Annotated in this window: 27 protein-coding genes; 15 read left to right on the top strand and 12 right to left on the bottom strand. The window is 66.2% G+C overall.

What is annotated here, in order from left to right; genetic code table 11:
• Position 1 precedes the first annotated feature (1 nt).
• Positions 2-1552 carry a glycerol kinase GlpK gene (glpK, locus tag ABY42_RS10090; RefSeq protein ID WP_050459369.1) on the bottom strand — a complete coding sequence of 517 codons (1551 nt, stop codon included), beginning with the start codon at positions 1550-1552 and terminating at the stop codon, positions 2-4.
• A gap of 371 nt (positions 1553-1923) precedes the next feature.
• Between glpK and ABY42_RS10085 the strand changes: the two genes are divergently transcribed.
• Both ABY42_RS10085 and ABY42_RS10080 read left to right on the top strand, forming a co-directional pair.
• Positions 1924-2157, top strand: coding sequence for a DUF2249 domain-containing protein (locus ABY42_RS10085; RefSeq protein WP_004976062.1), 234 nt, complete (start codon positions 1924-1926; stop codon positions 2155-2157).
• A gap of 110 nt (positions 2158-2267) precedes the next feature.
• A complete protein-coding gene (locus ABY42_RS10080; protein WP_050459368.1) occupies positions 2268-3608 on the top strand; it encodes a hypothetical protein in 1341 nt (446 codons plus the stop codon).
• A 32-nt stretch (positions 3609-3640) separates the two neighbouring features.
• Here the strand turns inward: ABY42_RS10080 and ABY42_RS10075 are convergent, their stop codons facing one another.
• Positions 3641-3940 (bottom strand): hypothetical protein, encoded by a 300-nt coding sequence (locus tag ABY42_RS10075; RefSeq protein ID WP_050459367.1) that lies wholly within the window; start codon positions 3938-3940, stop codon positions 3641-3643.
• Between the two features lie 143 nt (positions 3941-4083).
• Here ABY42_RS10075 and ABY42_RS10070 point away from each other — a divergent pair, with 143 nt between their 5' ends.
• Positions 4084-4389, top strand: a complete 306-nt coding sequence (locus tag ABY42_RS10070) for a cupin domain-containing protein (RefSeq protein ID WP_004976066.1) — start codon at positions 4084-4086, stop codon at positions 4387-4389.
• A 33-nt stretch (positions 4390-4422) separates the two neighbouring features.
• Here ABY42_RS10070 and ABY42_RS10065 read toward each other — a convergent pair whose 3' ends face one another.
• Complete coding sequence (locus tag ABY42_RS10065; protein ID WP_050459366.1) at positions 4423-5043, bottom strand: hypothetical protein; 621 nt, start codon at positions 5041-5043, stop codon at positions 4423-4425.
• 239 nt (positions 5044-5282) lie between these two features.
• Positions 5283-5603, bottom strand: coding sequence for a DUF5789 family protein (locus ABY42_RS10060; protein WP_004976068.1), 321 nt, complete (start codon positions 5601-5603; stop codon positions 5283-5285).
• Positions 5604-5850: 247 nt separating this feature from the next.
• Here ABY42_RS10060 and ABY42_RS10055 point away from each other — a divergent pair, with 247 nt between their 5' ends.
• Together ABY42_RS10055 and ABY42_RS19370 are read left to right on the top strand one after the other, a co-directional pair.
• Positions 5851-6117, top strand: coding sequence for a hypothetical protein (locus ABY42_RS10055; protein WP_049905144.1), 267 nt, complete (start codon positions 5851-5853; stop codon positions 6115-6117).
• Positions 6118-6254: 137 nt separating this feature from the next.
• Positions 6255-6608 carry a hypothetical protein gene (locus tag ABY42_RS19370; protein WP_147299499.1) on the top strand — a complete coding sequence of 118 codons (354 nt, stop codon included), beginning with the start codon at positions 6255-6257 and terminating at the stop codon, positions 6606-6608.
• Positions 6609-6711: 103 nt separating this feature from the next.
• On the opposite strand, the gene nirK is transcribed toward ABY42_RS19370, so the two are convergent.
• The 3 genes from nirK to ABY42_RS10045 all read right to left on the bottom strand — a co-directional run bounded on the left by nirK (position 6712) and on the right by ABY42_RS10045 (position 8613).
• Positions 6712-7791 carry a copper-containing nitrite reductase gene (gene nirK, locus ABY42_RS10050; RefSeq protein ID WP_050459365.1) on the bottom strand — a complete coding sequence of 360 codons (1080 nt, stop codon included), beginning with the start codon at positions 7789-7791 and terminating at the stop codon, positions 6712-6714.
• Between the two features lie 169 nt (positions 7792-7960).
• The gene (locus ABY42_RS19365) at positions 7961-8113 is read right to left on the bottom strand and encodes an HVO_2142 family zinc finger protein (protein WP_008096193.1); all 153 of its coding nucleotides are present in this window, start codon (positions 8111-8113) and stop codon (positions 7961-7963) included.
• A 140-nt stretch (positions 8114-8253) separates the two neighbouring features.
• Positions 8254-8613 (bottom strand): DUF2249 domain-containing protein, encoded by a 360-nt coding sequence (locus ABY42_RS10045; protein ID WP_082220651.1) that lies wholly within the window; start codon positions 8611-8613, stop codon positions 8254-8256.
• A 32-nt stretch (positions 8614-8645) separates the two neighbouring features.
• Here ABY42_RS10045 and ABY42_RS10040 point away from each other — a divergent pair, with 32 nt between their 5' ends.
• The 3 genes from ABY42_RS10040 to ABY42_RS10030 all read left to right on the top strand — a co-directional run bounded on the left by ABY42_RS10040 (position 8646) and on the right by ABY42_RS10030 (position 11058).
• Positions 8646-9818, top strand: a complete 1173-nt coding sequence (locus ABY42_RS10040) for a TIGR04053 family radical SAM/SPASM domain-containing protein (protein WP_050459364.1) — start codon at positions 8646-8648, stop codon at positions 9816-9818.
• Between the two features lie 84 nt (positions 9819-9902).
• Positions 9903-10469 carry a halocyanin domain-containing protein gene (locus tag ABY42_RS10035; RefSeq protein ID WP_050459363.1) on the top strand — a complete coding sequence of 189 codons (567 nt, stop codon included), beginning with the start codon at positions 9903-9905 and terminating at the stop codon, positions 10467-10469.
• Positions 10470-10563: 94 nt separating this feature from the next.
• Positions 10564-11058 (top strand): hypothetical protein, encoded by a 495-nt coding sequence (locus ABY42_RS10030; protein WP_050459362.1) that lies wholly within the window; start codon positions 10564-10566, stop codon positions 11056-11058.
• Positions 11059-11237: 179 nt separating this feature from the next.
• Here the strand turns inward: ABY42_RS10030 and ABY42_RS10025 are convergent, their stop codons facing one another.
• Together ABY42_RS10025 and ABY42_RS10020 are read right to left on the bottom strand one after the other, a co-directional pair.
• Positions 11238-11846 carry a methyltransferase domain-containing protein gene (locus tag ABY42_RS10025; RefSeq protein WP_050459361.1) on the bottom strand — a complete coding sequence of 203 codons (609 nt, stop codon included), beginning with the start codon at positions 11844-11846 and terminating at the stop codon, positions 11238-11240.
• 155 nt (positions 11847-12001) lie between these two features.
• The gene (locus ABY42_RS10020; RefSeq protein ID WP_050459360.1) at positions 12002-14284 is read right to left on the bottom strand and encodes a nitric-oxide reductase large subunit; all 2283 of its coding nucleotides are present in this window, start codon (positions 14282-14284) and stop codon (positions 12002-12004) included.
• A 119-nt stretch (positions 14285-14403) separates the two neighbouring features.
• Here ABY42_RS10020 and ABY42_RS10015 point away from each other — a divergent pair, with 119 nt between their 5' ends.
• Positions 14404-14724 (top strand): CGCGG family putative rSAM-modified RiPP protein, encoded by a 321-nt coding sequence (locus ABY42_RS10015; RefSeq protein ID WP_004976099.1) that lies wholly within the window; start codon positions 14404-14406, stop codon positions 14722-14724.
• Between the two features lie 84 nt (positions 14725-14808).
• Here the strand turns inward: ABY42_RS10015 and ABY42_RS10010 are convergent, their stop codons facing one another.
• Together ABY42_RS10010 and ABY42_RS10005 are read right to left on the bottom strand one after the other, a co-directional pair.
• On the bottom strand, positions 14809-15435 hold the full coding sequence (locus ABY42_RS10010) for a hypothetical protein (RefSeq protein WP_197092891.1): 627 nt from the start codon (positions 15433-15435) through the stop codon (positions 14809-14811).
• Positions 15436-15586: 151 nt separating this feature from the next.
• The gene (locus ABY42_RS10005) at positions 15587-16684 is read right to left on the bottom strand and encodes a halocyanin domain-containing protein (protein WP_050459359.1); all 1098 of its coding nucleotides are present in this window, start codon (positions 16682-16684) and stop codon (positions 15587-15589) included.
• Positions 16685-16838: 154 nt separating this feature from the next.
• Between ABY42_RS10005 and ABY42_RS10000 the strand changes: the two genes are divergently transcribed.
• Positions 16839-17477 (top strand): helix-turn-helix domain-containing protein, encoded by a 639-nt coding sequence (locus ABY42_RS10000; protein WP_004976105.1) that lies wholly within the window; start codon positions 16839-16841, stop codon positions 17475-17477.
• 3 nt (positions 17478-17480) lie between these two features.
• On the opposite strand, the gene ABY42_RS09995 is transcribed toward ABY42_RS10000, so the two are convergent.
• Complete coding sequence (locus tag ABY42_RS09995; RefSeq protein ID WP_050459358.1) at positions 17481-17849, bottom strand: winged helix-turn-helix domain-containing protein; 369 nt, start codon at positions 17847-17849, stop codon at positions 17481-17483.
• 254 nt (positions 17850-18103) lie between these two features.
• On the opposite strand from ABY42_RS09995, the gene ABY42_RS09990 reads away from it, so the two are divergent.
• The 5 genes from ABY42_RS09990 (at position 18104) to ABY42_RS09970 (ending at position 23220) form a co-directional block, all read left to right on the top strand.
• Positions 18104-19261 (top strand): multicopper oxidase domain-containing protein, encoded by a 1158-nt coding sequence (locus tag ABY42_RS09990; RefSeq protein WP_004976108.1) that lies wholly within the window; start codon positions 18104-18106, stop codon positions 19259-19261.
• A 200-nt stretch (positions 19262-19461) separates the two neighbouring features.
• Positions 19462-19869: a hypothetical protein gene (locus tag ABY42_RS09985; RefSeq protein WP_231608260.1), complete on the top strand. Its 408-nt coding sequence runs from the start codon at positions 19462-19464 to the stop codon at positions 19867-19869.
• A 168-nt stretch (positions 19870-20037) separates the two neighbouring features.
• Complete coding sequence (locus ABY42_RS09980; RefSeq protein WP_050459356.1) at positions 20038-20463, top strand: EamA family transporter; 426 nt, start codon at positions 20038-20040, stop codon at positions 20461-20463.
• A 155-nt stretch (positions 20464-20618) separates the two neighbouring features.
• On the top strand, positions 20619-22067 hold the full coding sequence (gene thiC / locus ABY42_RS09975; protein ID WP_050459355.1) for a phosphomethylpyrimidine synthase ThiC: 1449 nt from the start codon (positions 20619-20621) through the stop codon (positions 22065-22067).
• Between the two features lie 118 nt (positions 22068-22185).
• On the top strand, positions 22186-23220 hold the full coding sequence (locus ABY42_RS09970; protein ID WP_050459354.1) for a sodium:calcium antiporter: 1035 nt from the start codon (positions 22186-22188) through the stop codon (positions 23218-23220).
• The last annotated feature ends 27 nt before the right edge of the window (positions 23221-23247 follow it).

The raw sequence follows: 23247 nt of genomic DNA, 5'->3' as shown, positions 1-23247 counted from the left end.
CTCACTCGTCCCCCTCGGTTTCGTCTTCGCGCGCCCAGTCGAGCGAGCGGTCGACCGCGTCGTGCCAGCGGTCGTACAGCTTGTCGACGCGCTCGGCGTCGGCCTCGGGCGAGAACTCGCGGTCGACCTGCCAGTTGTCGCGGAGTTCGTCCACCGTGTCCCAGTAGCCGACGGCGAGGCCGGCGGCGTACGCCGACCCGAGGGCGGTCGTCTCGTCGACCTCCGGCCGGGCGATGTCCGTCTGGATGATGTCGGACTGGAGCTGACAGAGGAAGTTGTTCTTGACCGCGCCGCCGTCGACGCGGAGTGCGTTCAGTTCGACGCCCGAGTCGGCCTCCATGGCCTCGGCCACGTCGCGGGTCTGGTAGGCGATGGATTCGAGCGTCGCGCGGACGAGATGCTCCTTCCGCGTGCCGCGGGTCATGCCGACGATGGTACCGCGGGCGCGACCGTCCCAGTGAGGCGCACCGAGGCCCGTGAACGCCGGGACCATGTAGACGCCGTCAGTTGATTTGACCGAACGCGCCAGCTCAGCGGTCTGGGCGGCGTTGTTGATGAGGTCGACGTCTTCGAGCCACTCGATTGCCGCGCCGGTGATGAAGATAGAGCCTTCGAGGGCGTACTGCACGGGCTCGCCGGAGAGTTGGAACCCGATGGTCGTCAGGAGGCCGTGGTCGGACGAGACCGCCTCGGTCCCGGTGTTCATCAGGTAGAACGAGCCGGTGCCGTAGGTGTTCTTCGCGTCGCCCTCGTCGAAGCAGGTCTGGCCGAACAGCGCGGCCTGCTGGTCGCCGAGCGCGCCCGCGACGGGGATTTCCGCGCCGAGGAAGCCGTCGGCGTCCGTGTGGCCGTAGAGGTCCTCGTCCGAGGACGGCCGGACCTCCGGGACCATCTCTTTGGGCACGTCGAACTCGGCGAGGAGGTCGTCGTCCCAGTCGAGCGCCTCGATGTCGTAGAGCATCGTCCGCGAGGCGTTCGACACGTCAGTGATGTGGTTGCCCGTCAGGTTGTAGATGAGCCACGCGTCGATGGTACCCATCAGGAGTTCGCCCTCCTCGGCCCGACTGCGGAGGTCGTCGCCGCGCGAACTCTGGAGCTTCAGCGGCTCCGCGTTGTCGAGAATCCACTCGACTTTCGTCGCCGAGAAGTAGGCGTCCGCTTCGAGGCCGGTCTGCTCGCGAATCCACTCGACTTTGTCTTCGGCCTGGAGTTCCTCGACGCGGTCGGTCGTCCGGCGGTCCTGCCAGACGAGCGCGTTGTGGACCGGCTTGCCCGTCTCGCGGTCCCAGACGATGGTCGTCTCGCGCTGGTTCGTGATGCCCAGCGCTTCGAGTTGCTCCGCGTCGAGGCCGGCGTCGGCCAGCCCGTCCGCGATGACCTGCTTCGTGTTCTCCCAGATTTCGAGGGGGTCGTGTTCGACCCATCCCGGATTCGGGTAAATCTGCTCGTGTTTCTCGTAGGCGTTGCCGACGACCTGCCCGCTGTGATCGAAGATCATGAAGCGCGTTCCGGTCGTCCCCTGGTCGATCGAACCGACGTATGTGTCTACCATGTGTGTTCCGTGCCCTGCCCAATTCGTTATTGCTGGTGCGGGCTTACCAGTAAACAATATATTGAATCGTTATAAATATACCTCTCAGACTGATTTTCGTCGGTGACACTCGGGAACCAACTGTCGGTCGAATGGGTGTTTCGAGAGCCCACCTACACAATAGAGGCGCTTTCATCCACGTATTCCCGGAGTACCAGTTCCCGTCCGAAAGCACCCGACGCTCGGCGACGAACGTATTCTTCACCGAGAACAACCACAGAATCATTATGTTTACTAGCCATCCGCAGTGGGTAGTGTCGATTCGATTCAGCCGTGCGAGCGAACGTGTTCGGGGTAATCGACTCGGTGGTCTCCCGCGAGGGACGATACGCATGGCAGACACCACCCTCGACGTGCGCGACCTCCCTCCGGTAGAGCGCCATCCGAAGATTCACGCAGCCTTCGACGACCTCGACGCCGGCGAGTCGCTGACGATTCTCAACGACCACGACCCCAAGCCGCTGTTCTACGAGATGCAGGCGGAAGTCGACGCCTTCGACGCCGACAACTACACCGTCGAACAGCGCGCCCCCGACGAGTTCGCGGCGACGTTCCCGAAGCAGTAGCGTCGCGGCCGCGGGTCGTGACCGCGATTCCGGCCCGCCTCCCGCGTTTCTCCACCTCGACGAATATGTTCGGAGTCACCGGTAGGACTCCTCGCCGCGCTAGGTCGCGTATGAGCGCCATTCCCGCCGACATCGACACGGCTCGACAGCCACCGATGACGATTCCGCTCCGGCACTTCGTCGTCGCGCTCGGCCTCCTCGCGGCCGCGGTGGGCCTCCGGGTCGGCCTCGCCGTCGGCGTCGCTCCCGGTGCCGCCCGCCTCGCGCACGTCCACCTCCTCGTCGCGGGGTGGGTGTGCGTCACCATCATGGGCGCGATGACACAGTTCGTCCCGGTCTGGTCCGGCGTCGACCTCTACTCCCGGCGACTCGCGACCGCCCAACTGTGGGCCGTCGGCGTCGGTCTCGTCGGCCTCGCGGGGTGCTTTCTCCTCGGCGCGTTCGCGTGGCTCCCGGTCTTCGGTGCCGCCGCCCTCCTCGGCTTCTGGACGTTCGCCTACAACATGGCGCGCACGCTCTCTCGACTCGACGGCTTCGACGTGACCGAGCGCCACTTCGGCCTCGCAATCGGTTTTCTCGTGGCCGTCACCGGGCTCGGGTTCCTGCTCGCGGTCGACTTCACGCGGCCGCTTTTCGCCGGCGTCGGCGCGACCCACGGGACCGTCCGCGCGGCCCACGTCACGCTCGCCGTCTTCGGCGTCGTCGTGACGACCGTCGTCGGCGCGCTCTACCAACTCGCGACGATGTTCACCCAGACGAAACTCCGCGGCGTCGACGTGTGGCTCCGCCGCGTCGAGGAGGTCGGCTACCCGCTGGGCGTCGTCGCGCTCGCCGGCGGGCGACTCGTCTCCGAGCCGACGCTCGCGCGGGTCGGCGGCGCGCTCGTCGCCCTCTCGCTTCTCGGCGTCGCGGCGATTCTCGCCCGCCGCCTCGTCGAGTCGTCGGTCGACTGGACGCCCATGCTCACCCGGTACGCCGTCGCGGCCGTCGCGCTCGCCGCCTGGGCCGTCCTGACGCTCCCCGCGTGGCTCGCGGCCCCGCTGGCCGGCGACCGCCTGTTCGGCGCGCCGGGGGTCGACTCGCTGTTCCTCCTCGGGTTCGTCGGCTTCGTCGTGCTCGGGACGCTCTACCACGTCGTCCCCTTCATCGTCTGGGTCCACCGCTACAGCGACCGCCTCGGCCTCGAACCCGTACCGATGCTCGACGACCTCTACAGCGACCGCCTCGCCCGCCTCGACTTCGCCCTCGTCCTCTCGGGGGTCGCCGTCGTCGTCACGAACGACCTCGCCGGACTCTCTCCGGCCGCCGAGACGGCGGGCTGGACGCTCGTGTTCGTCGGCGTCGCGGCGTTCGCCGCGAACCTTTTGCGGGTCATCTGGCTCCACAGCCCGCAGTCGCTGGTCGGCGGCACAGTCGCGTCGGCCGCCGATGCGGACGACGGCGCGGACTGAGTCGATTCGTCAGCGACGCGTCTCGGACTCCTTCATTCCATGAGCAGTTCGGGCGCGAGGAAGAGCATCGCGAGCAGACACGTCAGGACGAGAACCGCCGCGAGACGCAGGACCCCGGCTTCTCGCCGTCGATCGTTCGGAAGCGACTCGGCGACGCCGGACAGCGCGGTCCCCGCTATCATGAACAGGAGCCACCCACCCGATATGGATTGGTCCACGACGGCGTACTGCCAGTACAGACCCGACATGACGAGCGCGCCGCAGAGCTGGACGACCGGGAAGACACCGCCGGAGGGCTCGCTGAACACGGTTTCGTCGACGATGGAGGGCATCGAACACGTCAACTCTCGCGAGGGACAAAAGAGCACCTGCTATCGCTCACCTCGTTCGTTCTCGCTCTCGTCCACAGGTCGTGTCTCCCCCGAACGCGTTCGGCCGCAGGCTTACCGACCGCGCGGCCGACAGTCCAGCCGTGATGCCAGAACACGCCGCGCTCGCCGACCTCCCGCCGCAGATGCACGCGCCCGTCTTCGAGACCGACCGTCCGAAAACCGTCAGGCTCCGCCTCGAAGCCGGCGACGAGGTGCCGGCGCACTCTCACCCCGGCTTCGACATCGTCTTCCACGTCGTCGACGGCCGGATGGAACTCGCGCTCGACGGCGAGACCCACGAGGTCGCGGCGGGGGAGCTGCTGCGGTTCGGCGGCGACCGCGACATCTCGCCGCGCGCGCCAGTCGATAGTACCGCAGTGCTCGTGTTCGCGCCGGCCGGCGACGACTGAGCTGCGGGGTCACGACGGACGAAAAACGGACGCCTACTGCTTTTCGCCCGACAGCCGGTTCAGCGCCGCCTCGAACTCCTCGGACAGCGAAACCGCTCCCGGTTCGGCCTCGTCGTCGCGCTCGCCCGCTGGCGCTCCAGCGACGCGGGTCGAGTCGTTCGTCTCCGCCTGCGCCTGGGCGTCGCCCGCGTCCATCGCGTCGAGCTCCGCGTTGATGGCGTCGGCCTGCTGGTGCATCGGCGCGACGCGGACCCGGACGCGGTCGTAGTCGTGGCGGTCGGCGAGGCCGTTCCACGCCCGAAACGCGCCGACGGTGAGCGTCTTCGACTGCGGGCAAAACGGCGTCGTCGGCGTGAACTCCGCGTGGAGAATCGACGGGTCGTCGCGGTCCTCCGCGTAGCGAAAGCCCGCCTCGGGGTGTCGCCGGTCGAGGTTCAGCCGCGCGAGGTTGTAGCCGAACGTCACGTCGTAGACGCCGCGGTCTTCGAACAGGTCGCGCGCGACCCGGTGGACGGCGACGTGGTCGTCGCCGTCGAGGACGCGGTGACCGTCGAGAAAGGCGTCCGGGTCGGGCAGGTGTTCCGGGACGAACTGGTCGATATCGTCGAAGCGGTCGGCTCGCGACCCGCCGAACAGGGATGGGATGTCTGGCATGGTCCGAAATGGAGTCGCCACGGGCGTAGGCCCACCCCCGAACACGTTCAACGCACCGTTCGGTGCCGGCGCTCGTCGCGGTCGTGGCACGAGTCGATGGTGCTCGGTGCTGTCAAAATTCGTCGTCGCGGGACGGGAGCTACGTATGGACGGGCCAAAGAGTGGCACAGACGGACCGGACACGGCTCGGAGCGTAGGTTACCGAAATATCGCCACGACGGAGACGGCTTCGGACGCACTCATCTCCGATTTATCAATCGCTGAATCCGGTCGCGAACCTCGTCCGCGGAGTCGTATAGCTCGTTGTCAACCGGAGCGAGCACCTCGTCGACGGGTTTCAACCCTCCTTGCGTTTCGACCTCGTAGTCGCCGTAGTTCTCGACGAGTTGCTCCGTCGTGGTCGGATAGTCCTGAATCTCAAGCGCATCGTCGAGGTCCCCAAGCTGCTCCCCGGGGGCGGGTTCGTCGGCGCGGTCACGCGCCTCTTGGAGCGCTCGTTCGCGCTGGCGCTGTTCTTCGTTGGCCGCTTGCTTGTTTCGGCCCTGTTTGTCGTCTGGCATCCTTGGCACTTCGAAAGCGAACGGGATAATGCTGTGGCCGATTCTCGGTAGTCACTTCCGACATGCGGGTTCTGTCAGGTCCGGCGGGGGTCAACAGCGTCAGGTAGAAAACCGGTCAGTCCGGGGACGACCGGTTGGTGCCGGCGCTCCGTTGCGGTCGGAACGGTCGAGGTACACGATGAATGCCAACCGGCCTCAGAGTGGCTTTATTTTCGGCCCGCATATACGGTACACCACTTGCGGAACGATGCGTGCTCACCAATCGCTCGAAATCCTCGCCGTGGCTATCCTCTACATCTGCGTGTTTGTGATAGTCGTCGGATCTGCGCTTGATTCGATAGCCGGCTTGGAAACGCTCTCGATGGATGCTACGAGGGGTGTTGAACGCACATGGGACTTAGTCTCGAAGCCACAGGGCTGGATTCTCTGTCTCGGCTACGTCCCAGTTCATTTCGCGTACCTGTTCGTCCGCGCACGACTCGCCGGTGAATCGGTTGATTCCTACTGGGACTGACAACCGCCACGATGTGTAATACGCCTCGCTGAACACAGAGTGCGAGTCGGCCACTAGCGACTCGCTGGCGAAATATATTACACGTCCAATCAGTACTCGTTCACGTATGCGTTGCAACCAGCATCGGCCCTCTATCGATGACTGACATCAACGACGAGTTCGGTGGTGTGTGGGGTGGCGTGAGTACGCTGCTAGTCGCAGTACTCGCCATCGGCGTCTTCGTATTCTTGACGAACCCGATCAATACTGGTGGAGTTATCGCCGGAATCGTTTTGGCCCTTATTGGTCTTGTACAGGTTCTTGCCCCTCGCATCTCGCCGTGGTTCAAACGCCTTAGCCGTCACTGGATTGGCCTGTGTTGGATACTCATCGGTGGCGGGATAGCGACTCTCGGGCTTGTTGCCTCGTCAACAACCGGAACGCTCGTTGGTGGAGTTGTACTCGGGGCACTGTTCATACTCTTTGGAAGTGCTGTTGTATTCGGTCGTTGACATCGCCCTCTAAGCGTTGCACGCGTGTTCTCTCAACACCGAGAGGTTTCGACAGAGACGGGCGAAAAACAGCGATCAATGGTTGCCAGTCGGTGCGACGGCGCTACTGCGGGTCAGGGTCGGAGTCGAATATCTCGGGGTCCTCCGGCCCCTCGGCGCGGATGACCGCCATACAACCCTTGCGGGCGACGCGGGACAGCGAGTGGTCGACGAGTTTGAAGTCGCCGGGGACGGGCGAGCTCATCGTCGCGATAGTCGTGCTCCCCGGCGGGACGAGCCGCGTCTGGATGTGGCTCTGGGGCTCCGTCGTCAAAGAGCCGTCCGGGTAGAGCGTCTCCCAGACGCTCCCGATGGGATGGAAGCTACTGGAGAGGTTCGGCCCCCCGTCGACGAAGTACACCCGGACCGTCTCGCCCGTGCCGACGGTCGCGGCCGGCCCCCGGCCGTTGGGCGTCCATGCGTACTTCTCGCCGTTCATGAGGACGTACGTTGGGTCCTCGTCCCGCATCGACTCGTAGTCGAAGTTGTGCTGTCCCTCCTCGCCGGCGGCCTTGTCGGTGTAGAGTTCGTGCTGGCCGATGTAGACCTCGTGGTCGACCTCGGGAAGCCCCTCCGGTGGCTCGACGAGGATGAGGCCGAACATCCCGGCGCTGATGTGCATGTCCATGTTCGGCACGGCGCAGTGGTAGATGTACGCGCCGGGGTAGGTCGCCTTGAACCGCAGGTGCGCCGTCTCGCCGGGGTTAGTCATCGTCGCCTCCGCGCCGCCGCCGGGACCGGCGACCGCGTGGAAGTCGACGTTGTGCGGCATCGCGTTCTCCTCGGGGTTCTCGAACGTCAGGTTCACCGTGTCGCCCTGCCGGACGCGGATGAACGGACCGGGGACCTGCCCGTTGTAGGTCATGTAGGTGAACGTCACGCCGTCTTCGACCTCGGCGGTCACCTCCTCCGGCCGGAGCGTCACGTCGACCTCGGCGGACTCGCTTCGGTCGATTGGTCCGGGGATATCAGTGGGGTCGGCCGCGACTTGGTCGACCAGATTCGTCGAACGCTGTTGTGTCGGTTCCTCCGTCCCGTCGAGCGACTGCGCGGCGGTCGGCGCTTTCGTCGCACAGCCGGCGAGCGATGCGGCGCCGCCGAGTCCGAGCCACTGGAGCGTCCGTCGCCGAGTCGTAGATAGCATCTGTGTCTCCCTCCGGTTGAATCGAGTGCCCGAACACGGGTATAAACGAACAATGGTTGCACGGTTGGGAGACGCGCTCCGAACATCTTCGCGAGTCGTACCACACCGTGAGACGCGAGCGGGCGCGGTCGCTCCCGAGTGCGCGAGTCCCGAGAAGACGAACGAGGGTTCAGTCGTCGCCGACGAACCGGTCGCGGCGGTACCGACACTGCTCGCAGAAGAACTGCGCGAGTCCCGCTGGCTGCGTGCCGGTGAAGGCCATCTCGGAGCCGCAGTCAGGGCACCATTCGGAGTGGGTGGTATTCGTGTGGTCTGAACTCATACCACGTACAAACGCGTGAGGAGTTATTACATTAACGATTATGCCAAATTAGGCTCGATTGATACGTTTCGGGACGCTAAGGGTGTCGACGACGACGTTAGCGAGGGGCACGCTGGAGGAGAGTCGGTGGTGGCGACGACTCAGGGTTCCCAAATCGCGGTGACGACGCCGTCCTCACGCTCGGCCGAGCAGTAGGCGAACCCCCGGTCGTCGAGCTTCGGGTAGAGGAACTTCGGCTCGCGGTCGTTGAGCTGGACGAACACGGTTTCGCCGTCGAGTGCGGCGAGGCGGTTCATCGTCTCCGTGAGCGGTTCCGGCGGCGGCAGCTCCCGCACGTCGAGGAAGCTCACCGCTCGTTCGCTCGGTGCGTCGAGTCCGTCGAGGTACGCTTCGTGCTCCATACCGGTGTCGTGGGGCCGCCGGAGCAGGAAGTTCACCCCGAACGTGTTCGTCCCGTCGCCGCCGGTCTTGCGGCCGAACGCGTTCGGGGTGTGGCTCACCTTTCACGCCCTCGAACCACCCGACCAGAGCCATGTCTCGACCGCCACACCTCGACACCGACACGGGAACGGGGAGCGACGCGGACGCGCCGCCGACGGCGACCGCCCCGCCTGACCCGTCGAGCATCGACACCTCGCGGCGGCCGTTCGTCCTCATCTGGGAGGTCACCCAAGCGTGCGGCCTCGCGTGCGACCACTGCCGTGCCGACGCGACGCCCGCACGGCACCCCGACGAACTGACGACGGCGGAGGGAACGCGCCTGCTCGACCAGGCCCGCGAGTTCGGCCCCGGGCAGCTCGTCGTCCTCTCCGGCGGCGACCCGCTCGCCCGTTCGGACCTCGTGGACCTCGTCGAGTACGGGACCGACTTGGACCTCCGGATGACGCTCACCCCGAGCGGGACGTCGTCGCTGACGCCCGAGACGGTCGCCGACCTCGCCGACGCGGGCGTCAAGCGCATGGCGCTCAGCCTCGACGGCGCGACCGCGGCGTCGCACGACGCTTTCCGGGGAGAGGACGGGAGTTTCGAGCAGACCGTCGCGGCCGCCCGTGCGGCCCGCGAGGCCGGCCTCCCGCTCCAGATAAACACGACCGTCTGCGCCGAAACGGTCGACGAACTCCCCGCGCTCTGCGACCTCGTGGCCGACCTCGGGGCGGTCCTCTGGTCCGTGTTCTTCCTCGTCCCCGTCGGGCGCGGGCGCGTTCTCGACCCGATTTCCCCCGAACGCGCCGAGCGCGTCATGGAGTGGCTGGCCGAGGTGAGCGCGGAAGCGCCCTTCGGCGTCAAGACGACCGAAGCGCCCCACTACCGCCGAGTCGCCATCCAGCGCCGGCGGGACGCGAGCGACGCGCCCCCGACCGACGGCATCGGCCGCCGACTCGGCATCACCGCGGGCGACGGCTTCGCCTTCGTCAGCCACACCGGCGAGCTGTTCCCGTCGGGCTTTCTCCCCGCGTCCGCCGGCTCGGTCCGCGACGGCGGACTCGTCGAGCGGTACCGCGAGAGCGACCTCTTTCGGTCGCTCCGGGACCGCGACGCCCTCCGCGGGAAGTGCGGCGCGTGCGAGTTCCGCCACGTCTGCGGCGGCAGTCGGTCGCGGGCGTACGCCCACACCGGCGACCCGCTGGCAAGCGACCCGCTCTGCGGGTACGTACCCGCCGACTACGACGGCCCGATGCCCGGGACTCGGTCGGCGGGCGACTGACGCCTCGGGAGTGGCGGCGCACGGGAAGCGCCCCGAACACGTTCGGGATAACCGCTTGCATCCGTCGCCGCCGAGGTGTAGCTGATGACGCGCGACACAACCTTCACGAGACGGCGCTTTACGGCACTGACTGCGACGGCGGCGCTGTCGACGGCGCTCGCCGGCTGTTCCGGCTCCGGCGACGACGCCGCGAACGCGGCCGAAGCGGACGGGGGCGACGCGACGACCGCCGAATCGACCGCGGAGCCGACGACCGAGTCCGGCGGCACGACCGGCGGCGACGACGGTTCCGGCGACGGGAGCGCCCCGCAGTTCGACGGCTGGTTCGACAACGTCGACAACTACGACGGCGTCTCGGACGAGACCGGGAGTTCGACGGTGACGGTGACAGTGGGTTCGCAGGCGAACGGCGGGGCGTTCGGGTTCGGCCCGGCCGCCGTGCGGGTCTCGACGGGAACCACGGTCGTCTGGGAGTGGAACGGCAAGGGTGGCTCGCACAACGTCGCCGCCGCGGACGGCGGGTTCGAATCGGAGTTGGCGGGCAGTAGCGGTCACACGTTCAAACACACCTTCGAGGAGGCCGGGACATACACCTACGCCTGTACGCCGCACGAGACGCTCGGCATGAAAGGCGCGGTCGTCGTCGAGTAGCGTCCGACCGCGTCGTTTTCGGTCTGTTTCCGCCCGCAGTCGGTCGGTTCTCGACTGCCGCGAACTTCTTCTTCCGGTGCGACGAATCTCTCGCATGGGCCACCCGCTCCTCGCCGCCGCGCGCCGCCGCCCCTCGATGACGTTCGCTCTCGCGGGCGGCGCGTTCGCGCTCTGGTACGTTCTCGCCGACCCGGTCGTCGCGTTGTTGACCGGCGGCGACCCGGCCGCCCCCGCCGCGCCGATGGCGGTGCTCGTCGCCGGGGGGTTTCTCGGCGGCGGTCTGCTCGCCAGCCTGCTCTGGCGGCGACTCGGCGGGGCGAACTCCCGAGTCCGCGGCGCGCTCGTCGGTGGGCTCGTGGGATTGCTCGCGCTCCCGGTCCCGATGTACCTGCTCGAACTCGCGGTGGTCGTGATGGAGGGCAATCCGTTCGAAGCGTCGCCCGGCGCGGGGGCGGTCTGGGCGCTCGTGGAGACCGTTCTCCTGTTTCTCGTCGTCCCGTTGCTCCTCGGGGCGCTGGGCGTGATTGCGACGCTCGGTGGGACGGTCATCGTCGGGGCCGCGACGGGGCTGGCGCTCGCGTGGGAGTGAGTCGGGAGTCCACCGGCGGCATAAATCGGAACACGTGACTCCGTCGAACTCCTCGGAACCCGACAGGAGTGGCGTGCTGAATATAGAGGGCGTATTCAGCGACCTGTAACCGAGGGCATCGGCACTGAACGTTATCGCTGTCCGTCGTGCTGCAAAAAGAGACTCAAAAGGCCCCGACTCTAGTTCTGTACAAATAATATTTCAGCAGCATGTTGGTGTGGTTCATCTCCGGAATCGTCGTCGAAGACGATATTTTCTGACTGAAGGACCTCCCAATCTTCGTAATAGCTCAGGAGTTCACCCTGCGCATAGAAATATTCGTTCTCCGTCCAGTCAGGTGGTGTCGGCACGTCTGGATGATCGATGAACGCAAATATTGCGTGTACCCCGCCCACCGCCGTGTTCTGTTTGAAGTGGTCGAACTGCTGCGAGCGATTCGTTGGATGAATGTACTGGACGGCCCCTGCCGAATACACTACATCGACCGGTTCCGGGAGAGAGACGTCATTTGCATCGGCCCGAATCGTCTGGAGAGGGACACCTCTCTGGTTAGCGAGTCGCTCGGCCTTCTGCAACCCTTTCGGGGAGACGTCCATCGCATAGACGTTCCACCCTTGTTGGGCGAAGAAGACAGCATCTCGCCCTTCGCCGGCACCAATATCGATCGCTGTTAGTTCGTTAGCATTCCCAGAGGTGAGTTCTACAACCGTTTCTGCCATTTGATTCGGTTCTGTTCCCCAGTAGTAGTCGTCTCGTCCGTAGACCTGTTCTCTGTCTTCGAAGTTCATGATATGACTGTGTTTTCAGACACTAGATAAGATATACTCGGTTTCCTAGTCGACTTGATACCTGACCTCTACAGAATATCGCGAGATATGCGCGCTCTATTCAGCACGGCCTCAACAGGCGAGCACAAAAAAGCGGGTCGACAGAACCTCGCCCGTTAGTCGTCGCCCAGGATGCCCTCGGCGACCGCCATGTCCTCGACGCTCGGGTCGTCGGCGGACTGCCGGAGGACGAACCGCTTTCTGACGAGGTCGGCCGCGTAGATGACCGTTCCGAGGATGATGAGGGAGTCGCCGGGGAGCCGCGCCCAGAACAGCGTCTGAATCAGCGGCTGGTCGTAGAAGGCGACGCTCCGGGCGGCGGCGTAGCTCCCGGTGAACGCCGTCTCCAACTGGAGGAAGCCGACCGGGAGGACGGAGACGAACACCATCAACACGAGGCCGACGTTCCAGCACCAGAAGGCGGCGTGCAGCCACGAGCCGTCCCAGCGCTCGGCGTCGATGGAGAGCTGGAGCATGTAGGTGACCATGCCGAGCGCGAGGAAGCCGAACGCGCCGAACATCGCGGCGTGGGCGTGACCGACCGTCAGGTACGTCCCGTGCTCGTAGTAGTTGATGAGCGGGAGGTTGATGAAGAAGCCGAGCACGCCCGCGCCGACGAAGTTCCAGACGCCGCTGGCGACGATGAACATGAACGGCAGGCGGTACGGGAACGACTCGCCCGACATCGCGCGGTACTGCCCGAGCGCCTCGTAGAGGATGAACACCAGCGGGATGAGTTCGAGCGTCGAGAAGACGCTCCCGATGGGCACCCACATATCGGGCATGCCGACCCACCAGTAGTGGTGCGAGACGCCGATGATGCCCGTCCCCATGACGAGCAGCGCTTGGAGCATGACCGCCTTCTCGGCGCTCCGGCGCGACAGGAGGTTCATCGACACCAGCGTCAGGCCGACGATGGCGACGATGAAGAACTCGAAGGCCCCCTCGACCCACATGTGGACGACCCACCAGCGCCAGAACTCCGTGACGGCGATGTTCGTCTCGGGGGTAAAGAGGAAGCCCGCGGTGAACAGGAGGGCGATGGAGCCGCCGGCGTACAGAATCATGTGCGCCAGCCCGTACGGCGGTTCCTTATCGAGAAGCGGCTTCAGGCCGCGGACGGCCAGCCCCGCCCAGATGAGGAAGCCGGCGAGGATGCCGAACTGCCAGAGCTTCCCGACTTCGAGGTATTCGAGCCCCTCGTTGCCGAGAATCCACCACAGCGAGCCGTCGATGTAGCCGTTCGCGCCCAGCCAGATGCCCGACAGGCCGCCGACCACGACGACGACGATCGCGCCGAGGAGGACGTTGATGTACGTCGACTGCTTCGGCGGCTCGTAGCCGGTCAAAAGCGGCGGGAGGAACAGCCCCGCGCCGAGCCACGTCGCGGCGATCCAGAGGATACCGAGGTCGATGTGCCACGTCTTGGCGATGGCGAACGGGAGCAGTTGCAGGATGGGCACGCCGAATATCGACTCGATGCCGAAGAACCCGGCGCGCTCGATGTAGAAGTGCGCGAGTAGGCCGCCCAACAGCACCTGCGCCAAGAACAATCCCGCGGCCACCGGGATGAACCGAAGCGCCGCCCGCTGGCTCGGGAAGACGCTCACGTCGCCCGGCTCGGGCACCGTGATGTCTTCGGCCGACGGCTCGGGGAGTTCGACCGACTTGTACAGCCAGATGCCGAGGCCCGCGCCCGCGACGAGAAGCACCATGGCGATAACGCTCCACGTCATCGAGGCGGCGGTGGCGTCGTTGCCCGCGCCGGGCTGGTACGGCCAGTCGTTCGTATACGAGTGGGTGCCGTCAGGGCGGTCGGTGTGGGAGAACCAGGCCGTCCACATGGCGAAGTCCGCGAACGCCCGCGCCTCCTCCTCGGAGTCGATCATGTTCGCGGGGACGCCGCGCTCGTGGTCGCCTTCGTGGTAGCGCTCGACGTACTCCTGACGAACCTGCTCGTGGGCGTAGACTTCGGCCGCGGTGTACTGAATCGCGCCGCCCTCGTAGCTGTCGTCGAGGTCTGATTTCACCACGTCGGCGACGGCGGCCTGGTCGGCGGAGTCGAGTTCGTCGTAGGATTCACCGTACCGCTCTTGGGCGTAGTAGTTCCGCATGAACTGGACTTTCAAATCCAGCGCGTCGGCGGTGTAGTCCGCGCCGTAGTACGCGCCGTTGCCCAGTATCGACCCGTGGTTCATCAGGCCGTCTTTCTGGAACACGGTCTTACCCTCTCGAATCACGTCGCCGTTGACGACGACGTCGCCGTCGGGTCCGACCACCTCGTCGGGGATGGGCGGGGCCTCCTGATAGGCGAACCAGGCGCCCGCGCCCATCACGACGAGGTTGAAGACGAACACGACGACGATTGCCTTCGCGATGGTCTTGCGTTGAAGCTCCATACACGTCGTGGTTCACACGCCTGCTATAGGCTACACGCGGCGCTTCCCGGCCTCGCACAGCCCGGACGAACATGTTCGGATAGCCGCTCTTTGAGTCGGAAGCCGTCTCTCGAAGTGTGATGACGACCGACTCGCGACCCGCGGACCACGACCGCGAAACGCCCGACTCTGCGACCGACCGCGTCCACGACACGTCGTGGTCGGCGAACCTCGAACACCCGCGGCACGCCGCCGACCGCGACCTCGTGGTCTCGGAGGCGGTCGCCGCGGTCGAACACACGACCGCCGGCCACCACGTCAACCTCGTCACCCACGGCGACCACGGCCACCCGGAGACGTACCTCTACGACGCGCTGGCGGAGCGGTTCGACGGTGTGGCGTACGAGTACGTCGAGCAGTGCGGCTGCGGCGGGCACGTGACGCGGGTGTACGTGGAGTAGGCTCGCCTCGGTCTCGAACAGTAGACGCATCTCGGTCTCGAACGTCCAGACCGGTGCCTGCACTCGCGGCGAGCCGGTGTCTAGCTACCCCGACGAACTCGGGGTTCCAGCGGTTCCACCGCCGGCGTCCGGTTCGGCGAAGAAGTCGAACTCCAACTCCCCGTCGAGGACGTGCGTGTGCTCGAAAACCCCCGTCTCGACGAGTTCCACGGTACTGTCGACGGCGAGCCTGCGGGCCGATCCCGGCCATTCGGTGACCGCGAGGTTGAGAAACGCGGTCTCGTCGGCGAGTTCGCCGAACCGATGGACTTCGACGACCGCGACCGCCCCGTCTCGGAACAGCGACACAGACGGGTGAGGTCTGCGGCCACCCTCGAACGGCCCCCGTAGCGAGAGTCGCGGCGGGGACCCGTCACCGTCGGGTGCCGTAAAGCGCTGTGTGAGCGACCGCAGTTCGGTGTCGCGAGAGTGCGAAATCGAGACGGCGAGCGGTCTCGGGAGGGGCCCGGACGTGGGGTCGACGCCCACGGTGGCGAGGTCTCCGTCGTCTCCGTCCCCGTCGAACTGGAGGTATTTTCCCCTGTCTCGGGGGTTGTCGTCGGGCTCGACCACCGGGTCCGTGTGTTCAGTCGGCGACCGGATGGAACCACATCCGGCGGTCAGGGTGGAGGCGGCGGTCAGGGCGGACGCGAGGAACGCGCGGCGGCGCATAGTTGTCAACACGTTGGCGGCAGTAACAATGTTCTGGACCGACGACAGCGCCGGGAGCCGTCGACACCGCCGCGATGGGTTGTCGCCGTCGTCTCGTGACGACCGCGTCGCAGTCGCCCAGTCTTCGAAAGCGCTGCCGGGCCGTGGGCGACTACTCCGACTTCTCTTTCGGATACGTCTCGCCCGCCGACTCGCCGCCCTCGCCTTTGAGCCACATGAACGCGCCGAACAGCGCGGGCGACGCCAGCATCGCGCCGAACGTCCCGGCCAGCGCGATGCCGCCGAGGCGCTCCGCCTCGGGGTCGCCGAACGGTTCGGCGACCTGCTCGTTCGACCCGCCCTCGTCGTCGGTGACGACGACCGCGCCCTTCATCCCGAGCGTCTCGTGCGGCGTGCAGGCGTAGGTGTACGTCCCGGCCTCCTCGAAGGTGTGCTCGAACGTGTGGTCGCCGGCGCTGACGAGGTCGGACTCGAAGCTCCCGTCCTCGGCGACGACGTTGTGCGACCCGCCCTCGCCGGACCACGTCCACGCCACGGTCGTCCCCTTCGAGACGCGAATCGCCGCGGGACCGAAGCCGAACGCGCCGCCGTTGGCCTGCGACCCGACCTCGACCGTCACGCGCCGGAGACCGGTCTGTCCCTCCACGCCGTCGAAGTTCGAGGTGTTCTCGAACCACGCGTCGAGGTCGACGTCGCCCTCACCGGCGCTCTCGGCAGACGCCTCTGAATCGCCCTCACCGGCCGAGTCGGCCGCCTCGGTCGCGGTCGCGCCGCCGGCGTCACCGACGACGACTGCGCCCTTCATGCCGAGCGTCTCGTGCGGCGTACAGACGTAGGTGTAGACGCCCTCCGTGTCGAAGGTGTGCTCGAACGTGTGGCCGCTGTCGCCGACGAGGTCGGACTCGAAACTCCCGTCGCTGGCGGCGACGTTGTGCGAGCCGCCTTTCCCGTTCCACTCCCAGACGACGGTCGTTCCGGGGTCGACGCGAACCGCGGCCGGGCCGAACCCGAACGCGCCGCCGTTGGCCTGTTCACCCACTGTCACCGTCACCGTCGAACTCCCCGTCTTGTCCACCACCCCCTCGTAGTTCGAGGTCTGTGCGAACCACGAGTCGAGGTCGGTCCCCGACTGTGCTCGCGCGGAGTCGGCGACGCCTCCCAGCGCGGTCGTGGAGACGGCCGCGCCGCCGAGGAGTCGAAGTACGGTTCGCCGGCCGAGCGTCGGAGATGTGGAATCGTTCGAACTCATGATTAGGCGGCGAGGCGGTTGACCCGCCCCGCTCGACACTCGACGGTCGGGGTTCCGGTGAAAAGCCCGTCTCGGTGGTTCCCGAACCGCGGTCGATGGCCGAACATGTTCGGAACTATCTTTGTGCGGCGGGGACGAGTTCGTTTCACTACCGATGCCCCGGGCAACACTCTCCATCACGCTCCCCGAGCAGGTCTGGGTTTCCGACCTCTCGGGCCGCTATCCGGACGCCGAGTTCACCGTCCTCGCGGCGATGCCGGCCGACGAGACGGGCGTCGGCCTCGTCGAGATACGGGCGGCCGACATCGAGCCGGTCGTCACCACCATCGACGAGTACGAGTCGGTCGTCTCGGTGACGATTCTCGAAGCGCAGCCGGAGCGCGCGCTGGTGCAGTTCGAGACGACCGAGCCGCTGTTGATTCTCACGCTCAGCGAGGTGGGCATCCCGCTGGAACTGCCCATCACCATCGTCGACGGCGAGGTGACCGTCGAGGTGACCGCGCCGCGCGAGAACCTCTCGGAGCTGGGCGAACAGCTCACCCAGTTCGGTATCCCGTTCGACCTCGTCTCCATCCACCAGTCGATAGACACGGAGTCGCTTCTCACCGACGACCAGTACGCGCTCCTCGAGACGGCGGTCGCCGAGGGCTACTACGACACGCCGCGGACGTGCACGCTCACCGGGCTCGCCGAGGCCGTCGGGCTGGCGAAGTCGACGACGAGCGAGAAGCTCCACCGGGCAGAAGGGAAAGTCATGAAGGCGTTTCTCGCGCGAGACGACGCGACGGTCTAACTCTCAGTCGTCGGTCTGGTCGCTGACGGCCGACCACAGCGTCGAGAGCTGGTCCGCGGCGGACCGCGACGGCGACGACACGGAAATCGAGAGGTCGCCCGGTTCGCGCGTCACGACCACCTCTTCGAAGCCGAGCGCGTAGCGGGCGGCGTCGCGGCCGCGGTCGCGTTTCTCCAACAGCCCCGCCTCGACCATCTGTTCGAGCTTTCGGTACACCGTCGAGCGCGGGAGGTCGCACGCGGCGGCGATGTCCGAGGCGGTCATCGGGCCGTCGAGCCGCTTGAGGACGGCGCGACACTGCGTGCTGGTGAGGGCGTCGAACACCGTCTCGAAGTCCGGTTCGAGCGCGTCTGAGAGTGGATTCGTCGACATCTGCGTAGGCTTGGGTTGCTCGGCGCGGCGCGCGCCGTCAGTTCGGGTTCCGATACGCCACCGGGTCGTATGAAAGGTGTGGGCACCAGCGTCGAGTCGGTCGAATCGATGGCCGTCGATTCGCACTGGCACGCCCGACTCGACCGTTTCCCCGCCCGGTACGTATCGACCGCGCCGAACATGTTCGGACACGTACTGAGAGACGGGAACCGGCGAGACGGTATTCCACTCCCCCGGGCCAACGACCGACTGTAATGAGCAACTACGTCGGTGCACCCGGTTCGACGGTGTCGCGTCGCGAATTCCTCGCCGCAACGGGGAGCGTCGGAGCGCTCGGCCTCGCGGGGTGCGCAGCGCCCACGAACGGCGACGGCAACGCCGCCGTCGGCGCGGACGAGACGACGGTCGCCCAGACGAGCGAGTCGGCGCTGCCGTACACCAGCCCGCCGGAGGTCGTGCAGGTCGACGAGCAAGGCGGGAAGGTCACCCTCAAGAGCGCGCCGGCGCGCCACGCGGCGCACCCCCTCGAAACGATGGGGGGGCCGGTCGAACTCCCGCAGGTGTGGGCGTTCAGCGCCGACGACGGTGCGCCGAGCGTCCCCGGGCCGATTCTCCGGACGACCGAGGGCAACGACATGGAGGTCACGCTGGACAACACCGACGGGATGCGCCCGCACACGGTCCACTTCCACGGCGTGCGCAAGGCCTGGAAGGACGACGGCGTGCCGACGACGACGGGCATCCGCGTCGACCCCGGCGAGAAACACACCTACACCATCCCGGCGAACGTCCCCGGGACGCACCTCTACCACTGTCACTACCAGACCCACCGGCACATCGAGATGGGGATGTACGGCATCCTCCGCGTCGACCCGAAGGGGTACGAACCGGCCGACAGGGAGTACTTCATGACCGTCCGCGACTGGGACTCGCGGCTCCCGCGGCAGATGGCCGGCGAGAACGTGGCTTACGACCCCCGGAACCGGAAGCCGGACGTGTTCACCGTCAACGGCAAGAGCGCGCCGCGGACGCTCCACCCCGAAGACGGCTCGCCCATCATCGTCGAACGGGGCGACACCGTCCGCATCCACTACGTCAACGCGGGCTACATGAGCCACCCGATGCACATCCACAACCACCGCTTCCAGGTCGTCGAAAAGGACGGCGGCGTCGTCCCCGAGGCCGCCCGCCACGACATGGACGTGACGAACATCGCGCCCGCGGAGCGCCACACGATAGAGTTCACGGCGGACGCCCAACCCGGCATCTACCTCATGCACTGCCACAAGGTCAACCACGTCATGAACGGGAACTTCTACCCCGGCGGCATGCTCGGCGGCGTCGTCTACAAGGAGGCGATGGATACCGACATCTTCGCGAAACTGATGGAGTACGCCGGCTACGAGGGGTGAGCTGACGAGTCGGTAGCGCGGTTCACGCGCGCTGCCGGCGACGTTTCGGCGACTGTTTCTGTGTCAGTGACCCACGGCTGAAGCCGTTGGCTTCCCCCTTGCATCTCTGTGAATCGGCCACGGGCTCAGTCCCCAGTATGAGAGAATCGAATCGTTCAGAAGTGATAACATACTTACCAATGTCGGATGTAGTCGGACGTGTGCAACGCCGCCACGTCCTCCTCGGTGCGGCCGCCACGTTGTTCGGGTTCTCCGGCTGTATCGCCCCGTTCACGTCCGACGGATCCCTTCAAGAGGTGAACGTCGAACTCCGGAATACGGACGACGGAGCGCAGACGTTCCACCTCGCGCTCGAAACCGAATCTGGCATGCTAGACTGGGAGTCGTATCGTGTCAACGCGGGCGCTGACGAGCCAGTAACGATAGCCCCAGACAAAGATGTCACCCCGGTCGCAGTACACGGAGTTGTCAAGGACTTCGCCGAGAGAGTCGACATCTCAGGTGTCGATGAGCTTGAGGAGAACTACTGTCTCCAATTCCATTTCTGGGACTCCCATCCAATCGACGAACGACCGCAGTTGGCGCAGGTTGCCGACATCGAATGCTAACCGTGGACCCGTTCTGCCGATAGATCCAGAGGCGCTACTCGGCAGTTAGTTCAGCGTCGGTGGGGTAGAATAAACGGACCTCCGTGCCGGCATCTTTGCCCGCCCCCTATATACACCAGTCATAATCGAGGTCCGGTTTCTTTTGAACGGCGACGTGAGGCGTTACAGATGGAATTCGCTGAGATGGACTCGGCTGTGTTGTTCGGCCTGGTTACAATGGTGACGTGGGGGATTTGGATAATCTTAGGCAACGCCGCGTCGGAGTCCATGGATCCGCGGACTGCCGCCGCCATCTCGTATCTCGTCGCCGCGCTTCTCGCGTTCGGCTTCATCATCGTTTCAGACGCATCGCTCGCAGTTACCGCAAGGGGAGGTCTCCTTGCCGGCGTGGCCGGGTTGTTCACCGGAATTGGTCTCATTTCGATGTATATCGGGTTCACTCATGGGTCGACGACAGTGGTCTCCACGCTCGGTGCGATGTACTTCGTCGTCGCCGCCGTCATCGGGATGCTCGTTCTCGGAGAGAACCTCACACTCACGAAACTCACGGGTATCGCGTTCGCGGTCGTCGGCATCGTCTTGGTCACTCGATAGATTGAGTCGCCGTCTGTGTCACGCCGCCTCAGACAATGCTCGTGAGGGTTCTGTGGACGTGTTGAACCCGGCGTGAGTCGCCCTCTCCGACGACCATCTCCCGCTGGCCGCGGCTGTCACAACTGTTATTAGCCAGTTGTATCACTAGGTAATCAATGGCGTCGACACAACTCCAGCACGCCCGAGAGGGACGCGTCACCCCTGCGATGGAACGCGTCGCGGAGCGCGAGAACCGCGACCCCGAGTTCGTCAGGAAGCAGGTCGCCGAGGGCCAGGCGGTCGTCCCCGCGAACCGCAACCACGACTCGCTCGACCCGATGATTATCGGCCGCGAGTTCGCCACGAAGGTCAACGCGAACATCGGCAACAGCGAGACGACGAGCGACCTCACCGAGGAGTTGGAGAAGCTCCACACCGCGGTCCACTACGGCGCGGACACGGTGATGGACCTCTCGACGGGGTCGAACCTCGACGAGATACGCGAGGCGAACGTGGCGTACTCGCCGGTCCCAATCGGCACCGTCCCCATCTACGAGGCGGTCAAGCGCGTCGACAGCCCCGAGGACATCACCCGCGACCTGCTCCTCGAAATCATCGAGAAACAGGCCGAACAGGGCGTCGATTACATGACGATTCACGCGGGCGTGCTGATGGAGCACCTCCCCCTGACCGACGGCCGGAAGACGGGCATCGTCTCCCGCGGCGGCTCCATCCTCGCCCAGTGGATGGAGGAAAACGGCGAGCAGAACCCGCTTTTCGTCGCGTTCGAGGACATCTGCGACATCTTCGCCGAGCACGACGTGACGTTCTCGCTCGGCGACGGCCTCCGACCCGGCTGTCTAGCCGACGCCGGCGACGACGCGCAGTTCGCCGAACTCGACACGCTGGGCGAACTCACGCAGACCGCGTGGGACTACGGCGTGCAGGTGATGGTCGAGGGACCCGGCCACGTCCCGATGGACCAAATCGCCGAGAACGTCGAGCGCCAACAGCAGGTCTGCGACGGCGCGCCGTTCTACGTCCTCGGCCCGCTCGTCACCGACGTGGCTCCGGGCTACGACCACATCACGAGCGCCATCGGCGCGACCGAGGCGGGCCGCGCCGGCGCGGCGATGCTGTGTTACGTCACGCCGAAAGAACACCTCGGGCTTCCCGACCGCGAGGACGTGCGCGAGGGGCTCGCGGCCTACCGAATCGCCGCCCACGCGGCCGACGTGGCGACCGACCTCCCCGGCGCGCGCGACTGGGACGACGCGCTCTCGGAGGCCCGCTACGAGTTCGACTGGGCGCGGCAGTTCGACCTCGCGCTCGACCCCGAGCGGGCGCGGTCGTACCACGACCAGACGCTCCCCGGCGACAACTACAAGGAGGCGCGCTTCTGCTCGATGTGCGGCGTCGAGTTCTGCTCGATGCGCATCGACCAGGACGCGCGCGAGGCCGACGGCGAGATGGAGACAATCGCGTCCGCGACCGACCTCGACGCGTCGCCGGCGGCCGACGCGAACCTCCCTCCGGTCGGCGCGCACGACACCGACCGCGTCCCCGACGAAATCGAAATCGGCGGCGTCACGTTCACGCCCGAATCGGCCCACTGCGACGACTGACGACCGTCTGAGTTCGCGGGCCATCGACCGAGTCCGCGGGCCACCCGCCGACCGGCCCCCACCGCCGACCACCCCGTGTCGGTGGGTTCTTTTTCCGCGTCGCTGAAAGGGAGTACCAATGGTCCTCGGCAGTCTCGTCCCGTCGTCGCCGCTCGCGAACGTCGTCGTGATTCTCCTGACGACCGGGCTCATCTGGGTCGGCAGCGGGTGGCTCGAAGAGTCCGCCGACCACCTCGCGGCGTACTACGGCCTCCCCGCGGTCGTCCAGGGCTCCATCATCGTCGCCCTCGGGTCGAGCTTTCCCGAGTTCGCCAGCGTCGCCATCGCCGCCACCGCGGGCGTCTTCGACATGGGCGTCGGTGCAATCGTCGGCTCGGCCATCTTCAACATCCTCGTGATTCCGGCGCTATCGGGGCTCGCCACCGACGGCGACCTCGAAACGAGCCGGCTGGTCGTCTACAAGGAGGCGCAGTTCTACATGGTCGCCGTCGCCACGCTCGTCGTCACGTTCTCGCTGGCGGTCATCTACTTCCCCGTACCCGACGGCCCGGCGCTGACCGGACAGCTCACCCGTCCGGTGGCGCTCATCCCGCTTTTCCTCTACGGCCTCTACCTGTTCATCCAGTGGCAGGACGTCTCGGAGTACGAAGCCGAGAACGCAGGCGTCGCCGACGGCATCGGTCGCGAGTGGGTGCGCCTCCTCGGCGGCCTCCTCGTCATCCTCGTCGGCGTCGAGCAACTGGTCGGGAGCGTCGAGTCGCTCAGCGGGACGTTCGGCGTCCCGACGTTCCTCGCGGGGGTCACCGTCGTCGCCGCCGCGACGAGCCTCCCCGACACGCTCGTCAGCGTCCGCTCGGCCGCCGACGGCAACAGCGCGACGAGCCTCGGCAACGTCCTCGGGTCGAACACGTTCGACCTGCTCGTCGCCATCCCCGTGGGCGTCCTCATCGTCGGGAGCGTCCCGGTCGACTTCGCCGTCGCCGTCCCCATGCTGGGCGTGCTGACGCTGGCGACCGTCCTGCTGTTCGGCCTGCTCCGGACGGACCTGTCGCTCTCGCGGGTGGAGTGCTACGCGCTCGGCGCGGCGTATCTCGTCTTCGTCGGGTGGGTCATCGCCGAGACCGCGGGCGTCACGAGCCTGCTTCGGAGCTGACGGGCGAAAGCGACCGGTGTCCGCCGA

Origin of the sequence: Haloferax gibbonsii (assembly GCF_001190965.1) — an archaeon.
Lineage (GTDB): Archaea > Halobacteriota > Halobacteria > Halobacteriales > Haloferacaceae > Haloferax > Haloferax gibbonsii.
Note: the sequence above shows the minus strand (reverse complement) of the source record. Positions and strands in the feature narration are given on the sequence as shown.

Coding starts and splice junctions, on each gene's coding strand:
- glpK (WP_050459369.1), bottom strand. CDS start 1,552: ATGGTAGACACATACGTCGGTTCGATCGACCAGGGGACGACCGGAACG.
- ABY42_RS10085 (WP_004976062.1), top strand. CDS start 1,924: ATGGCAGACACCACCCTCGACGTGCGCGACCTCCCTCCGGTAGAGCGC.
- ABY42_RS10080 (WP_050459368.1), top strand. CDS start 2,268: ATGAGCGCCATTCCCGCCGACATCGACACGGCTCGACAGCCACCGATG.
- ABY42_RS10075 (WP_050459367.1), bottom strand. CDS start 3,940: ATGCCCTCCATCGTCGACGAAACCGTGTTCAGCGAGCCCTCCGGCGGT.
- ABY42_RS10070 (WP_004976066.1), top strand. CDS start 4,084: ATGCCAGAACACGCCGCGCTCGCCGACCTCCCGCCGCAGATGCACGCG.
- ABY42_RS10065 (WP_050459366.1), bottom strand. CDS start 5,043: ATGCCAGACATCCCATCCCTGTTCGGCGGGTCGCGAGCCGACCGCTTC.
- ABY42_RS10060 (WP_004976068.1), bottom strand. CDS start 5,603: ATGCCAGACGACAAACAGGGCCGAAACAAGCAAGCGGCCAACGAAGAA.
- ABY42_RS10055 (WP_049905144.1), top strand. CDS start 5,851: ATGCGTGCTCACCAATCGCTCGAAATCCTCGCCGTGGCTATCCTCTAC.
- ABY42_RS19370 (WP_147299499.1), top strand. CDS start 6,255: ATGACTGACATCAACGACGAGTTCGGTGGTGTGTGGGGTGGCGTGAGT.
- nirK (WP_050459365.1), bottom strand. CDS start 7,791: ATGCTATCTACGACTCGGCGACGGACGCTCCAGTGGCTCGGACTCGGC.
- ABY42_RS19365 (WP_008096193.1), bottom strand. CDS start 8,113: ATGAGTTCAGACCACACGAATACCACCCACTCCGAATGGTGCCCTGAC.
- ABY42_RS10040 (WP_050459364.1), top strand. CDS start 8,646: ATGTCTCGACCGCCACACCTCGACACCGACACGGGAACGGGGAGCGAC.
- ABY42_RS10035 (WP_050459363.1), top strand. CDS start 9,903: ATGACGCGCGACACAACCTTCACGAGACGGCGCTTTACGGCACTGACT.
- ABY42_RS10030 (WP_050459362.1), top strand. CDS start 10,564: ATGGGCCACCCGCTCCTCGCCGCCGCGCGCCGCCGCCCCTCGATGACG.
- ABY42_RS10025 (WP_050459361.1), bottom strand. CDS start 11,846: ATGAACTTCGAAGACAGAGAACAGGTCTACGGACGAGACGACTACTAC.
- ABY42_RS10020 (WP_050459360.1), bottom strand. CDS start 14,284: ATGGAGCTTCAACGCAAGACCATCGCGAAGGCAATCGTCGTCGTGTTC.
- ABY42_RS10015 (WP_004976099.1), top strand. CDS start 14,404: ATGACGACCGACTCGCGACCCGCGGACCACGACCGCGAAACGCCCGAC.
- ABY42_RS10010 (WP_197092891.1), bottom strand. CDS start 15,435: ATGCGCCGCCGCGCGTTCCTCGCGTCCGCCCTGACCGCCGCCTCCACC.
- ABY42_RS10005 (WP_050459359.1), bottom strand. CDS start 16,684: ATGAGTTCGAACGATTCCACATCTCCGACGCTCGGCCGGCGAACCGTA.
- ABY42_RS10000 (WP_004976105.1), top strand. CDS start 16,839: ATGCCCCGGGCAACACTCTCCATCACGCTCCCCGAGCAGGTCTGGGTT.
- ABY42_RS09995 (WP_050459358.1), bottom strand. CDS start 17,849: ATGTCGACGAATCCACTCTCAGACGCGCTCGAACCGGACTTCGAGACG.
- ABY42_RS09990 (WP_004976108.1), top strand. CDS start 18,104: ATGAGCAACTACGTCGGTGCACCCGGTTCGACGGTGTCGCGTCGCGAA.
- ABY42_RS09980 (WP_050459356.1), top strand. CDS start 20,038: ATGGAATTCGCTGAGATGGACTCGGCTGTGTTGTTCGGCCTGGTTACA.
- thiC (WP_050459355.1), top strand. CDS start 20,619: ATGGCGTCGACACAACTCCAGCACGCCCGAGAGGGACGCGTCACCCCT.
- ABY42_RS09970 (WP_050459354.1), top strand. CDS start 22,186: ATGGTCCTCGGCAGTCTCGTCCCGTCGTCGCCGCTCGCGAACGTCGTC.